Annotated in this window: 13 protein-coding genes; 6 read left to right on the forward strand and 7 right to left on the reverse strand. The window is 45.9% G+C overall.

From position 1 onward, the window contains the following. Window positions 1-84 precede the first annotated feature (84 nt). From EDD70_RS01545 to polA, 4 genes are read right to left on the reverse strand one after another with little or no spacing between them, the layout of a single operon-like run. A complete protein-coding gene (locus EDD70_RS01545; protein ID WP_278320590.1) occupies window positions 85-906 on the reverse strand; it encodes a YjjG family noncanonical pyrimidine nucleotidase in 822 nt (273 codons plus the stop codon). Continuing rightward, on the reverse strand, window positions 791-1,129 hold the full coding sequence (locus tag EDD70_RS01550; RefSeq protein ID WP_092753683.1) for a DUF6054 family protein: 339 nt from the start codon (window positions 1,127-1,129) through the stop codon (window positions 791-793). The genes EDD70_RS01545 and EDD70_RS01550 overlap by 116 nt, the downstream gene beginning before the upstream one ends. 29 nt (window positions 1,130-1,158) lie before the next feature. After that, window positions 1,159-1,539, reverse strand: a complete 381-nt coding sequence (gloA2, locus tag EDD70_RS01555) for an SMU1112c/YaeR family gloxylase I-like metalloprotein (RefSeq protein WP_092753681.1) — start codon at window positions 1,537-1,539, stop codon at window positions 1,159-1,161. Between the two features lie 47 nt (window positions 1,540-1,586). Beyond that, entirely contained in the window at window positions 1,587-4,181 is a 2,595-nt protein-coding gene (gene polA / locus EDD70_RS01560; RefSeq protein ID WP_092753679.1) for a DNA polymerase I, read from the reverse strand. A 145-nt stretch (window positions 4,182-4,326) separates the two neighbouring features. Here polA and EDD70_RS01565 point away from each other — a divergent pair, with 145 nt between their 5' ends. The 6 genes from EDD70_RS01565 to EDD70_RS01590 all read left to right on the forward strand — a co-directional run bounded on the left by EDD70_RS01565 (window position 4,327) and on the right by EDD70_RS01590 (window position 10,644). Beyond that, the gene (locus EDD70_RS01565) at window positions 4,327-5,019 is read left to right on the forward strand and encodes an aspartate/glutamate racemase family protein (RefSeq protein WP_092753677.1); all 693 of its coding nucleotides are present in this window, start codon (window positions 4,327-4,329) and stop codon (window positions 5,017-5,019) included. 30 nt (window positions 5,020-5,049) lie between these two features. Then, the gene (gene dusB / locus EDD70_RS01570; RefSeq protein ID WP_092753675.1) at window positions 5,050-6,033 is read left to right on the forward strand and encodes a tRNA dihydrouridine synthase DusB; all 984 of its coding nucleotides are present in this window, start codon (window positions 5,050-5,052) and stop codon (window positions 6,031-6,033) included. A gap of 145 nt (window positions 6,034-6,178) precedes the next feature. Continuing rightward, entirely contained in the window at window positions 6,179-7,555 is a 1,377-nt protein-coding gene (locus EDD70_RS01575) for an alanine/glycine:cation symporter family protein (protein WP_092753673.1), read from the forward strand. A gap of 132 nt (window positions 7,556-7,687) precedes the next feature. Then, window positions 7,688-8,641, forward strand: coding sequence for a 1-phosphofructokinase family hexose kinase (locus EDD70_RS01580; protein WP_242943139.1), 954 nt, complete (start codon window positions 7,688-7,690; stop codon window positions 8,639-8,641). 41 nt (window positions 8,642-8,682) lie between these two features. Further along, window positions 8,683-9,447, forward strand: a complete 765-nt coding sequence (locus tag EDD70_RS01585) for a TSUP family transporter (RefSeq protein ID WP_092753669.1) — start codon at window positions 8,683-8,685, stop codon at window positions 9,445-9,447. Window positions 9,448-9,468: 21 nt separating this feature from the next. Beyond that, a complete protein-coding gene (locus tag EDD70_RS01590) occupies window positions 9,469-10,644 on the forward strand; it encodes a dicarboxylate/amino acid:cation symporter (RefSeq protein ID WP_092753667.1) in 1,176 nt (391 codons plus the stop codon). Between the two features lie 61 nt (window positions 10,645-10,705). On the opposite strand, the gene EDD70_RS01595 is transcribed toward EDD70_RS01590, so the two are convergent. The 3 genes from EDD70_RS01595 to ychF form a co-directional block, all read right to left on the reverse strand. Further along, window positions 10,706-12,793, reverse strand: a complete 2,088-nt coding sequence (locus tag EDD70_RS01595) for a sodium-translocating pyrophosphatase (RefSeq protein WP_092753665.1) — start codon at window positions 12,791-12,793, stop codon at window positions 10,706-10,708. Between the two features lie 57 nt (window positions 12,794-12,850). Next, entirely contained in the window at window positions 12,851-13,252 is a 402-nt protein-coding gene (locus EDD70_RS01600) for a hypothetical protein (protein ID WP_092753663.1), read from the reverse strand. Between the two features lie 179 nt (window positions 13,253-13,431). Continuing rightward, window positions 13,432-14,529: a redox-regulated ATPase YchF gene (gene ychF, locus EDD70_RS01605; protein ID WP_092753661.1), complete on the reverse strand. Its 1,098-nt coding sequence runs from the start codon at window positions 14,527-14,529 to the stop codon at window positions 13,432-13,434. Window positions 14,530-14,753 lie beyond the last annotated feature (224 nt).

Below are 14,753 nucleotides of genomic sequence, written 5' to 3' on the forward strand. Positions count from 1 at the left end.
TGGGCATGCAACATAGAAATGGAGTCTGCACAAAAACGTATTCAAAAATTACTATATTATAAAATTGTGTTTAATGCAAGTAAATCATCCTGTTATAATCGGAATAAATTCGGTAAGGTTGTGGATTTCATTGTCGCAAAGTTCTTGACTAGAGCAAGGTTTATACTTAGGGTTATACCAGCAAGTTTTTATACCCGCATTTTTCCCTCCTTGCATATCCGAAGTGAGCGAATCGCCCAATAAAATAGCACGGCTGCGGTCGGTGATATCCAACTTTTCAAACAATGCATCAAAAAATTCGCCCCGCGGTTTGTGATACCCCAGTTCTTCTGAAATAAAGATGTCTGCTATGTAACTGCAGATGTCGGAATATGCCAGGCGTTTGCGCTGTGTTGTACCAATGCCGTTGGTTGCAATGTAAAGTTTGCAGCCTTTTTCATACAGTGTTTTGCAAAGTTCTGCTGCTCCGTAAAAGGTAAAATAGCCGTCGCTTAAAGCGTTTAAAAAATGGTGATTGAAATCTTGGCAATCTACCATGTACCCTAGTTGTTCAAATAGTTGGCGAAAACGGTCGACTTTTAAGTCGTTCTGCGTAGTTTCGCCTCTCTCCAGTGCTTCCCAAAGGCTTTGGTTGATTTTGCGGTAAAGCAATCGGTGATCTTCACTGTAAGGCAAGAGGAATTCTTGCATCGCGCGGCGAAAGGCGAACTCTTCTGCTTTTTCAAAATCAAAAAGAGTGTCATCCGCGTCCATTAAAATAATGTCGTAATTTATAATCTCCTCAGTTGTGTTATTTAATGAGATAGCGTGAAAGAGCGTTGTAAGGCATTTCAGAAAAGCTGTCTGCGGCACCCCAGTCAAAACGAAAAAGACAATCTCCTCCGCCTCCGCCAACCGAATGAACATGGGTAACCCCATCGATGTTATGGATGGTAACAGTGAGTGTTACGCGGTTGCCTGCACGAAAAAAGAGTTTTTCAAAAACAGCTACAATCACCTCAGCATCGTTGGCACACGAAATTGTGTAGTAGTCAATCAGTTCACCGGTAAAGCTTTTTCGTCCAATTGTATCAATCAGTTCGCTTATTGCCATTTGGGGAGAAATTGAAATTTGAAAATCTTGTGCCATCGTGGTGCACCATCCTTTTTTATAAATTGCTATTCATGCAGTTCTAGCGGCAAACCATCGGGGTCGCGGAAGAAAGTCATTTTTTTGCCTGTAAATTCGTCAATGCGCACAGGCTCGGTTTCAATGCCTTTTTCATTCAGCTCTAAGATTACGTCCTCAATGCAATCCACCGCAAACGCCAAATGCCTTAACCCACATGCCTCCGGTTGGGTGACACGGGCAGGGCTGTTTGGTATGCAGAATATCTCAAGCTCGCTGTCTCCGAATTTTAAATCCAGCTTATAATCGCTACGGTGCTTGCGGTAATTTTCGCGCAAGATTTTAAACCCAAGCAAATCAACATAAAAATGCTTCGATTTTTCATAGTCCGATACGATGATGGCAACGTGATGAAGTGCCCTAAGATTCATGCAGTACCTCTTTCTAGTTCACTTTTTTGTGATGTTTCGGGTAGTTGCTAGTGAGCATCAAACCATGTTGTACCTACTTTGGCATCAGCAATAAGCGGAACATTCAAGCTGGCTGCGTGCTCCATTTCCTCTTTTACAATCTGCTGTACTTTTTCCGCTTCATCAACAGGTGCTTCTACAATCAATTCATCGTGCACCTGTAAAATCAACCTTGCCTGCAAGCCCTCTGCCTCTAAACGATGATAAACGCGTACCATAGCAATTTTGATGATGTCTGCTGCCGAACCTTGAATGGGGGTGTTCATAGCAACGCGCTCGCCAAAGCTGCGCAGGTTGTGGTTGCTGCTTGCTAGTTCGGGCAGGTAACGGCGGCGGCCCCACATGGTGGCAACGTAGCCGTGCTCTTTGCCAAAAGCAACCGTGTCTTCCATATACATTTTAACTCCCGAATAGGTTTTCAGGTAGCCCTTGATGTATTGGTCTGCTTCTGAAACGCTAACTCCGATATCCTGCGAAAGCGAAAATGCCGAGATGCCGTAGACAATACCAAAGTTGACCGCTTTTGCGCGCGAACGCATGGTGGGGGTAACAAACAGGGGGGGCAGGTCAAATACCTGCGACGCGGTTTGCGTATGAATATCTTCACCCGTGCGAAACGCCTCAGACATATTTTGGTCTCCCGAAATGTGCGCCAAAACACGCAGTTCGATTTGGGAGTAGTCCGCATCCACCAATTTGCATCCGGTTTTAGCACCAAAAAATTTGCGCAAATTGCTGCCGATTTCGGTGCGTACAGGGATATTTTGCAGATTTGGCTCGGTAGAGCTGATGCGACCTGTGCGCGTTTCGGTTTGCTGAAAACTGCTGTGAATGCGCCCGTCTTCGTGCACTACCTTCAATAGACCGTCTACATAAGTGGATTTCAGTTTAGTCAGTTTGCGGTATTCCAAAATATTTTCGATAATCGGGTGCTTGCCACGCAGGGAATCAAGCACATCGGCATTGGTAGAGTAACCGGTTTTTGTTTTTTTCTTGGCAGGGAGTTCCAAGTCTACAAAAAGAACGTCCCCAAGCTGTGACGGCGAATTGATATTAAACTCTTTGCCTGCATGCTCGTAGATTTGCTTTTGATACCGCTCAATGTCCACATCCAGTTCTTTACCGAATAAGGTAAGCGCCTCTTTGTCAATGGCAAAACCGATTACCTCCATAGAGGCAAGTACCTTTGCAAGCGGAAGTTCGATGTTATAAAGCAGATCTTCCTGCCCATTTGCGCTGATTTCTTCTGCCAGTTTGTCGCAAAGCGAAGTAAACACTGCACAGTCAGCTGCCATTTCATCAAAGGCTTCGGGGATTTCGCCTTTCAGCTCAAAGCTTTGTGCATTGTTGTTTGCAGCCAACGCGGGCAGGGTATAGTTGGTGGAATTGGGGTTGAGCAGATATCCGGCAATCAAAGTATCAAAAGCGATGTTTTGTATTGGTACCCGATTGATAAACGAGTAACGATGTAGTTCTTTTGCGTTTTCAGTGCGAATTTTCCACTGCCCTTTCAAGAAACGGTTGAAAATAGTACGGCTTTCGGTAAATGCAACTTTTTTATCGTATACAACTGCACAGCGTAAAAAGGTATCGCCCTCCCATCGACAAATCAAGTCGATAACCGCATCCTGTGCATCGTCCAGTGTACGCAGCATTTCCTCCAGCTCGGTAACAACCAGCATGGGCGCGGGAGCTGCAGGCAGTCCGTTTTCAGAAACAGTCGCAGCACCGTCTGCATTAATGTTGAGACGTTCTATCATCTTGTACATTTCTAGTTTTGCAAGCAGGCGTGCCGCCTCGGCATGTTGAGTTTCACCGCGCTTATAGCAGTCAAAGTCGGTGCAGACCGGCACTTCGCAATAAATCGTTGCAAGCTCTTTTGAGAGAAACGCCATCTCGCGGTCGGCAATCAGTTTTTGCCGCATAGCAGGCTTTACATCAATGGTGTCAATCTGTTCATAGATTTTTTCCACTGAGCCGTACTGCGAAATAAGCTGAGTTGCACCTTTTTCACCAATGCCCTTTACGCCCGGGATGTTATCCGAGCTGTCGCCCATAATTGCTTTTAGGTCGATGAGTTGAATGGGTTCGATGCCGTAGCGTTCGCGGAACGTTTCGGTATCGTACAAGGTGGAATCTGCCTGCCCCATCTTTGTGGTGGCAAGGCGCACGGTGACATAATCGCCAATCAGCTGCAGGCTGTCTTTATCCCCTGTTGCAATGACGCATTCATTTTTATTTTTGGTGCAGGCAGCGGCGAGTGTACCCAAAATATCGTCTGCTTCGTACCCTTCACACTGCACCAATGTGTAGCCGAGGTAACCCAGCAGTTCTTTTAAAATAGGCATTTGCTGGGCAAGTTCTTCGGGCATGCCCTTGCGTTGTGCCTTGTAGTTGTCGTAGCGCTTGTGGCGAAACGTCGGCGCTCTCATGTCAAACGCAATGGCAACAGAATCAGGCTCAACATCCGAAGTGATTTTCAGTAAAATGTTTAAAAAGCCAAAAATGGCATTGGTATAAGTACCGTCTTTGGTGGAGAGCAGTTTTATGCCGTAAAAGGCTCGGTTCAAAATCGAGTTTCCATCGACTGCAAGCATTTTCATTGTATATCCCTCTTTTTATTTTCTTATTGTACGATTATATTATTTCAAAAATTATTCCACAATAAGTATACCACAAAACATTGTGATTTTGTTTTTGATTTGCTAAAATGAAAACAAATAGAATCAATGATGTAAAGGAGAAAGCATGAAAACAATTGGCTTAATTGGTGGAATGAGTTGGGAAAGCACGGTTGGATATTACCAAATCATCAATCGTACCATAAAAGAGCAGCTTGGCGGGCTGCATTCGGCAAAATGCATTTTATTCAGTGTAGATTTTGATGAAATTGAACAATGCCAAGCAAGCGGAAATTGGGAGAAAAGCGCGCACATTTTAATGCAGGCGGCACAAAGCCTTGAAAAAGCAGGAGCTGATTTCATTGTGATTTGCACCAACACGATGCACAAGGTTGCCGATAAAATACAAAGCAGTGTGTCCATCCCTCTTTTGCATATAGCCGAAGTGACTGCACGCGAGCTTATAAAAAGCGGCATCACCCGTGTGGCACTGTTGGGCACAAAATATACAATGGAACAGGAGTTTTATAAAAGCAAGTTGGTGGTACAGCATATCGATGTACTGATACCGGATGACCATGACAGAGAATTTATCAACGATACAATTTACCATCAGCTCTGTGTGGGCATCATCTCAAAAGAATCAAAAACGGGTTTTCTCAAAATCGTGGACAAACTGGCAGAGCAAGGCGCACAAGGAGTTATTCTCGGCTGTACCGAAATTGGGATGCTCATTCAAAACGGCGACACGCCCACTCCGTTGTTTGATACAACAGAAATCCATGCAAAAAGTGCGGCACTGTATGCTCTCGAAAATTAAGATTTACTAAACGAATAAAGGAACAATAGAATGAACCAAACAATCAAAATAGGCAATGTAGAAATCAACCGAACCGCCGCTCTCGCGCCAATGGCGGGCACGGCAGACCGTGCATTTCGTGAAATATGCAAGCGATTTGGCGCGTGCTATGTGGTAGGCGAAATGGTAAGCAGCAAGGGGCTGACGTTTCAGAGTAAAAAGTCAGCGGAATTGCTTGTTGTGTCCGATGCCGAGCGCCCCATAGGGGTACAGCTGTTCGGGGATGACCCGCTTACGATGGCGCAGGCGGCAGAGCTTGCTATGAGCTACAACCCCGATATTATCGACATTAACATGGGCTGCCCTGCACCCAAAATAGCGGGCAATGGGGGCGGAAGTGCATTGATGAAAACCCCAAAACTTGCGGGTGAAATTACCAAGGCAGTAGTAAATGCAGTGGATGTGCCTGTGACCGTAAAATTTCGCAAGGGGTGGAATGATGACAGCGTAAATGCGGTAGAGTTCGGCAAAATTGCCGAGCAAAACGGTGCCGCCGCCATTACTGTGCATGGGCGTACACGCGAGCAAATGTATGCACCGCCGGTTGATATCGATATGATTGCGCAGGTAAAACGCGCGGTAACTTCTATACCCGTAATAGCCAACGGCGATGTGGTGGACATACAAAGCGCAGTGGAAATGTATGAGAGAACGGGTGCCGACCTGATTATGATTGGCAGGGGCGCACTGGGCAACCCGTGGGTGTTTCGGCAAATTGATGCTTATTTTAAAGACGGAACTGTCCTCCCACCGCCGACACTTGAAGAAAAAGTAGAGGTTATGTTGGAGCATATTCGCCTTGCATGCGAGTATAAAACCGAGCGTGTTGCCATGCGCGAGGCACGAAAACATGCAGCATGGTACCTCACCGGGGTGCATGGTGCAGCGGGCTTTCGTAGGCAGGCGGGTACGCTTTGCACCTTTGATGACCTGCGTTTATTGGCACAGCAGGTGTTGCAAAGCCATCAAGAATAAACAAAACAAGGCAAATCAATTTGAAGAAAATGACGGAAGCACCTTGTGTAACCGTCATTTTTTTGCTATAATATCACGGTACAGAAACAGTTGTACGCCGTGCGAGGTCAAAGGTCGTCGGCACTTTTTTTAAGGAGTGTTTTGGTTGGAGGTAATTTCAAACATTGTCAAAGTGGTGAACGGCTTTTTGTGGGATTTCGCACTGCTATTTCTGCTTTGTGGCACCGGTATCTATTTTACTGTACGCCTGCGATTTGTGCAGGTAAGAAAATTTAAAGAAGGCATGAAAGCCGTTTTTGGCAACATTAAGCTGCGCGGCGATAAAGCGAATGAAGACGGTATGAGCTCGTTCCAATCGTTGGCAACTGCAGTTGCGGCACAGGTGGGCACGGGCAATATCGCAGGCGCGGCAACCGCAATTGCATCCGGCGGGCCGGGTGCAATTTTATGGATGTGGCTTTCTGCATTCTTTGGTATGGCAACCATTTATTCAGAAGCAACATTGGCACAGCAGTTTAAAACCCGTGTGGACGGCGAAATCACAGGCGGCCCTGTCTACTACATAAAGGCAAAGTTTAAAGGCAAGTTTGGTACATTTTTGGCAGGCTTTTTCTCGGTCGCCATTATCCTTGCGCTTGGTTTTATGGGCAATATGGTGCAGTCAAACTCCATTGGAGATGCCTTTAAAACGGCATTTGGTGTGAACCCACTGATTGTCGGTATTTTTGTTGCGGCAGTAGCGGCGTTTATTTTTATCGGTGGTGCAAAGCGTATTGCATCGGTTACCGAAAAAATTGTACCGATTATGGCGGTTTTGTATGTACTCGGTTCACTGATTGTACTTATTTTTAATTGGCGGAATGTGGGCAATGCATTTGTACAAATATTTGTACTGGCGTTTAATCCGCAGGCTATGGCAGGCGGCGTGGTAGGCGCTACCGTGCAAAAGGCTCTCAGCTTAGGGGTAGCGCGCGGCTTGTTCTCAAACGAGGCGGGTATGGGCTCTACACCGCATGCACATGCAATGGCAAAGGTAAAGCACCCCTGTGAGCAGGGCGTTGTTGCTATGATTGGTGTGTTTATCGATACTTTTATTGTGCTTACGATGACTGCATTGGTTATCATCACAACCGGTGCCCTCTCATCGGGCAAAACCGGTTCAGCGTTGGCTCAAAACGCATTTAACTCGGTGTTTGGCAGTGCGGGCAATATTTTTATTGCTATTTGTATGCTGTTTTTCGCATTTTCAACCATCATTGGCTGGTACTTCTTCGGCGAAGTGAATGTAAAATATCTGTTTGGTAAAAAAGCAGTCAAATTCTACTCTTTGCTTGTGGTAGTATTTGTCATCTTGGGCTCGCTGATGAAAGTGGATTTGGTGTGGAGCATGTCCGACATGTTTAATGCACTGATGGTAATACCAAACCTGATTGGTGTTTTGGCACTATCCGGATTGGTTGTTAAGCTGAACAAGCGCTACGAAAACGGCAATTTAGAGCCGTTGGATTTGGACTTGAAATAATAAAATATATGATTAAAAAAGAGGGTAGATGAAATTCTGCCCTCTTTTTGCATTATTTGGTTGATATCGGTAAACAAAACCCATATAATAGAAAATGGAAATAGAATATGACAGAAAATGAGGCTAGGTTTGATGAGAATAGAACGTTTTATAGCACTGTCATTGAACCCCGCTTTAGATACCACCCTTTGGATTGATGGGCTGGAGCGGGAGTACAATCAGGTGCTGGGCGAGCAGTGCGAAGCTGCGGGTAAAGCCGTAAATGTGGCGCGGGTGCTCAAAGCTTTTGACTGCCCCTGTAAAACGCTGATTTTAGCAGGAGAAAACAATCGCCGTAAATATTTTAGCCGTCTTGACTCAGATGCTATTGATTATGATGCTGTATTTTTATCGGGCGAAATCCGTGAAAATATCAGCTTGGTACTGCCCGATGACAAGATGATTCGATTGGCTCGCCCCGGCTTTACGGTAAGTAAAGCCCAAATCGACGAGATTAAGGCACACTTGGCAAAGATGATTACCCCGGGGACACTGGCGGTAGTTGCAGGCAAAAACCCCATTGGGCTGAGTGAAGCCGAGTTTATTGATTTGTGTGCTTTCATCGAGAGCAAAGGTGCGGTTTTGGCTGTGGATACCAGCTCGGTAAAAGAATGCGATATCTGTGCCATTCGCCCGTGGATTATCAAACCCAACCTTGAGGAGTTGGAACTGATGACAGGCGAAACTTTGGATACTCACGAAAAATTGGCTGCTGCCTTTGCAAGGTTTCACCGCGAAGGGGTGCAGCATATTTTACTTAGCATGGGCGGCGACGGTGTGCTTTACTCTGGGGGAGAAGGTTCGGATTACCAACTCCTTCGCGCAGAGGTACCGCAGGTACATGTAAAATCCACAGTGGGTGCGGGAGACAGTACCCTCGCGGGTTTTTTGCTTTCCTATCATAAAGGCAAAGCAATTGATGAGTGTGTGCGCGTCGCAGCAAGTTTTGGTACGGCATCGGTGATGATAGACGGCACCAATCCACCTCGTAAGCAGGAGCTTGAACAGGTATATCCACAAGTTCGGGTGTCGAAATTTATCCTATAATATGTTATCATGCGTTTATCTGTAATTAGGAGGGGATTCCTTTGGAAACCTATGGATTAACGCTGCTGATTGTGTGCCCGTTGGTTTTTGTGGCGGGTATAGTTGACTCAATTGCAGGGGGCGGGGGCATTATTACACTGCCTGCCTACTTGTTTGCGGGGCTGCCGGTGCATTTGGCGTACGGAACCAACAAGTTTGGCTCCAGTTTCGGTTCGCTTATTGCAACGGTAAAGTATGCCCGCAGCGGTTGTATTGAGTATAAATCAGCAGCGTGTTCGGTAGTAGGTGCGCTAATAGGCTCGTGGTGCGGTGCACAGCTTGTAGTGTATCTTGATGAAATTTACTTAAAGTATAGTCTTCTGGTAATATTGCCGATAGTAGCAGTATTTTTACTGTTTAACCGCAACTTCGGCGCAGCAAAACCCGAACCTCGGCTTAAGGGCACCAAACTTTACCTTGTTGCAGCCGCAATTGGCTTAGTAATTGGTGCTTATGACGGTTTTTTTGGGCCGGGCACAGGCACTTTTTTAACACTTGCTTTTACCGGTGTGCTTGGCTTTTCTTTGCTCAATGCATCGGGCAATGCGCGTGTAGTCAATCTCGCATCCAACTTGGCGGCACTCACAGCATACATCATCAATGCTAAGGTGATTTATGCGGTAGGCATTCCTGCTGCAATTTGTGCTATCGGGGGCAACTACCTTGGCGCACGCCTTGCGGTCAAAAAGGGCGAAAAGTTTATACGCCCCATTATTTTGTTTGCAGTAGGGCTTTTATTCCTACATATGATACTGGAGATTATCTAAAAACAACAGGAGGATTCATCAATGAAAAAGGTACTCAACAGCTTGATCTTTAAGTTGCTCGTAGGCGTGTTCTTAGGTGCAGTTATAGGGCTTTATAGCCCCGTATGGCTTATGAACATCATTGTTACGGTAAAATCGTTGTTTGGCCAAATCATCTTTTTTATCGTCCCCCTCATCATCATCGGGTTTATCGCACCATCCATTGCTAAGCTGAAAAGTAATGCATCCAAGCTGCTGACACTTGCCATAGTGCTGGCTTATGTATCGTCGGTAGGTGCGGCAACATTGTCAACCATCGCTGGTTATACGATAATTCCCCACCTCACCATTCAACCGGCGGCAGATGGTTTACGCGAACTACCAAAATTAATTTTTGATTTACAAATTCCGCCTGTTATGTCGGTTATGAGTGCACTGATGTTCTCTATCGTAATTGGCCTCGCCACTGCTTGGACGAAATCTGATCTGTTTGAAAAACTGTTGGATCAGTTCCAGAATATTGTGCTTACAATTGTATCCAAAATCGTGATTCCTATTTTGCCGTTGTTCATCGGCACCACGTTTGCAACCCTTGCGTATGAGGGTTCCATTACCAAACAAGTGCCTGTGTTTATCAGCGTAATTTTGATTGTGATTGTAGGGCATTTTATTTGGATGGCTTTGCTGTACGGTGTTGCGGGTGCTTACTCCGGCAAAAACCCTGCACGCGTATTTAAACACTATGGCCCGGCATACCTTACCGCGGTAGGTACGATGTCATCGGCTGCAACCCTGCCGGTAGCGCTTACAAGCGCCCGTAAATCCGATGCATTGCGCTCCGATATCATCGATTTCGGTGTCCCGCTATTTGCAAATATCCATCTTTGCGGTTCGGTGCTCACCGAGACATTTTTTGTTATGACAGTATCACAAATATTGTACGGTAAGCTTCCAAGTGTCAGCTCAATGATTATCTTTATTATTTTGCTTGGTATTTTTGCCATTGGTGCTCCGGGCGTTCCCGGTGGGACAGTTATGGCTTCGTTGGGGCTAATTAGCAGTGTACTTCTATTTGATGAAGCCGGACTTGCGCTGATGCTCACCATCTTTGCACTGCAAGATAGTTTTGGTACTGCCTGCAACGTTACTGGTGACGGTGCGCTTACCCTCATACTCACAGGCTTTGTAGAAAAACATCATATCAAAGCAGAGGTATAAATTTTTAAATAGGTACAACAAAAAGGGCAGAGGTTTTTCCTCTGCCCTAAAATTTTATGTATCAGCCGAACAAAGACATTGTTAGGAACAAGGTAGACATCAACGATGCCACAAGCGAAACTACGGTAATTTGTGTGTTGATGGAAGGACCTGCGGTATCTTTAAACGGATCGCCTACCGTATCGCCTACAACAGCAGATTTGTGTGCCTCACTGCCCTTGCCGCCTTCATGGCCGGATTCGATGTACTTTTTGGCATTATCCCATAAGCCACCTGCGTTGGACATAAACAGTGCAAAAATCAAACCGCTTACAATATTGCCTGTTAAGAAACCGCCGATGGCATGAACGCCGCCGACAAAGCCCACAACCAGTGTTGAAATGATGGCAGTTAAACCTGCGGGAATCAACTCTTTAATGGCACCTGTGGTAGCAATTTGGATGCACTTGTCGTATTCGGGTACAACGCCTTCTTTGCCTTCTTTTAAGCCCACAATCTCTTTGAACTGGCGGTGAATTTCGGTAACCATACGCTGCGCATTACGGTCAACACCCAGAATGAGCATTGCCGAGAACACAGCGGGGATAGCCGCGCCGATGAGCATACCAAAGAATACAACAGGGTCCATCACGTCAAAGCCGTTGATGGTTGGCAGACCAAGCTCAATCGCTGCTGCGTTTACTTCGCTCATAAACGCGCCCAGCAGTGCAATAACCGTTAGGCCTGCCGCACCGATGGCAAACCCTTTGGTAATTGCTTTTACGGTGTTGCCCGCACTGTCGAGTTGGTCGGTTGTTTCAAGCACCTCATCGCCGAGATTGCCCATTTCGGCTAAGCCTCGTGCGTTGTCAACAATCGGGCCGTATGCATCATTGGAGATAATCATACCGACAATCGAAAGCATACCAACTGCGGACATCGAGATGCCGAACATCGCGTAGCCCTCGCCGATGGGGGCGCAAAGTTTATATGCAATCAGTGCAGAAGCAGCAATACCCACCATAGCGGGTAATGTGCTAATAAGACCGTACGATATACCGGACAAAATGGTAAACGCAGGGCCGGATTTGGATGCATTTGCCACGTAATGCACCGGACGTTTGCTGTCATCGGTAAAGTAATCGCTGGCAATGCCGATGATAACGCCAACCAAAAGGCCTACTGCACTGGCGCCCCAAATACGCCACTCAAAGCCAAACAAAGCAGTGGCCGCAGCTGTTAAAATGCCAAAAATTGCGGTGGTGACATAGGTGCTGCTGTTGAGTGCACGGGTAGGGTTGCCGTTTTTACCGATTTTTGCAGTAGCTACACCGATGATAGATGCAAGAAGACCGATTGCGGCATAGCAAAATACAACCGCTGTATTTTTGCCGCTGACACCGCCGTCCAATGAAGCCCCCATAATAAGCGCGGCTGCGATGGAAGCAACGTTGGAATCAAACAAATCTGCACCCATGCCGGCAACGTCACCCACGTTATCCCCCACGTTGTCAGCGATAACAGCGGGATTGCGCGGGTCGTCCTCAGGGATGCCGAGTTCAACTTTGCCCACCAAATCGGCACTAATGTCGGCAGTTTTTGTAAAGATACCACCGCCTGCTTTTGCAAATAGAGCCAGCGAACTTGCACCAAAACTGAACCCGAGCAGAGCAGTGGTGTTGCCTGTTATCATCAAAACCGCAGCAACACCCAAAAGGCTGCTGCCAACCACTGCCATACCCATTACAGCACCGCCGCGAAAGCCCACCATAAACGAAGGTTTAATGCCTTCTTTGGCAGCTTCTGCTGCCTTGACGTTGGCAATGGTTGCAATCTGGATACCGATTTTACCCGAAATGGCTGAAAAAACCGTACCGGCAAGATACGAGATTGCCATGGTGACGTTTTCGAGCACATTATTATTCCAGATGGGTTTAGGCAAAAACAGCAGGATAACAACTGCTACAATCACTGCGAACTTTGCAAGTACGGCGTATTCCTGTTTTAAAAAAGTATTTGCACCCCTGCGTATTAAAGTACCCACTTCTGCAATTCGTGCATTGGAGGAAGGTTGGGCATTGACCCATTTATAAAGCCATGCCGCCACAGCAAAAGCACATACTGCGATGATGATAGAAATAAACTGAAATCCAGTTGTACTAATAATCATAGAAAACAACTCCCTCAATATTTTGTTGTCAAAGAACCATTACAGTATAGTAGAGAGTCATTTTTTGCCGTCAGATTGGTGCTCGAAAAGGATTAACAGCTCACTGATGCACATAGGTGCTTTTTGAACAGATAAAAACTCTGAACGGATACCTGAAGGCAGGCAGAACAAGCCAAGCAAACTGAATACAAGAAAGGCTGCGATCTTTTGCAGGCGTATGCTTTGGCTGCGCGTCAGCTGGGGTTGTTTTTCTGCATTGGCAAGCACACGGGCAGGTATTGCGGCATCTTGTTCGGTGAGTATTTCTTGCACAGGGGCTGCCGCTTTGCACTCGTGAAAAAGCTCCTCATAAATGCCGTCACCGTTATTAGATTGCCCGATAAAAGAAAAAAGTGAGAGCACAAGAAATAACAGCGCAAGCAACCCACATAATAATCGAATTTTAGGTACTGTTGTCAAAGCTCCCACCTCCTAAAAAAACCGAAATCAGATACAAAATACCACTTTTTGTATGAAAGAACAAGGTGAAAACTGCACAAAGTTCAGAGCCTTTTTATGGCATGCAAAAAGGAATGGCAGACAGCACATGTGCTGCCTGCCATTCCTTCATGATATTTGTTTCAATACAATGTGGAGGGCTATACGTTAAAGCGGAATAAAACAACGTCGCCATCCTGAAAAACATACTCTTTTCCTTCGCTGCGCACCAGCCCTTTTTCTTTTGCTGCGGTCATACTTCCGCATGCCACCAAATCATCAAATGCAATTACTTCGGCACGAATAAAGCCTTTTTCAAAGTCAGAGTGAATTTTACCCGCAGCCTGCGGTGCCTTGGTACCCTTAGAGATGGTCCATGCGCGAACCTCCTGTTTGCCTGCTGTGAGGTACGAAATCAACCCAAGCAGGTCGTAACTCTGTACAATCAAGCGGTCCAGCCCCGACTCGGTGAGGTTGAGCTCAGCTAAAAACATCGCCTTGTCTTCTTTGGACATATCGGAGATTTCTTCCTCAATTTTAGCGCAGATGGGAACAACACGGGCGTTTTCTGCCTTTGCAATTTCACAAACTTGCTTATAATATTGGTTGGTTTCAATATTATTGATAAAATCATCTTCGCACATATTTGCTACATAAATGACAGGCTTGCCCGAAAGCAGAGGAGTGGTTGCCAAAACTTCTTTTGCATCGTCCGAATCATCGGCGAAGGCGCGGGCAGGTTTGCCCTCTTCAAGATGCTTCAGCAGTGCACCCAGCACTTCTGCCTCACCTGCATATTTTTTATCGGCTTTTATCATTTTAGTAGCCTTGTCCAAACGGCGCTGTACAATTTCTATATCCGAAAAAATCAGCTCGAGATTGATGGTTTCTATATCGCGCGCGGGGCCGATTTCGCCGTCAACGTGGATGATTTCTGTGCTTTCAAAGCAGCGTACCACATGGATAATAGCATCCACCTCGCGGATATTTGCCAAAAACTTGTTGCCCAAACCTTCCCCCTTAGAGGCACCTTTTACCAGACCCGCAATATCAACAAATTCAATTACGGCAGGGGTGTATTTGTCGGGATCATACATCTCGGCAAGCTTATCCAGGCGTTTGTCCGGTACGGCAACAACGCCTACGTTTGGTTCAATGGTGCAAAAAGGATAATTTGCGCTCTCGGCACCGGCATTGGTAATTGCATTAAACAATGTGCTTTTGCCTACATTAGGCAACCCCACAATACCCAGTTTCATACGTATAAGTCCTTTCGCTCTGAAAATTTATCAAAATGTGATGACAATGCATCAATTACAATTTATAATTATACATAGAAACTCGCTGAGAAACAAGTGATGTTCAAGATATCGCCCCAAAAGGTTTATAATTTTTTCACTTATCTGTTCACAATTAAAGTATAATATAAGTAGTATCTTGGAATATATCCATTTTTATGCAAAACAATATCTGTAACAGATGC

The sequence above is a fragment of the Hydrogenoanaerobacterium saccharovorans genome (assembly GCF_003814745.1).
GTDB lineage: Bacteria > Bacillota > Clostridia > Oscillospirales > Ruminococcaceae > Hydrogenoanaerobacterium > Hydrogenoanaerobacterium saccharovorans.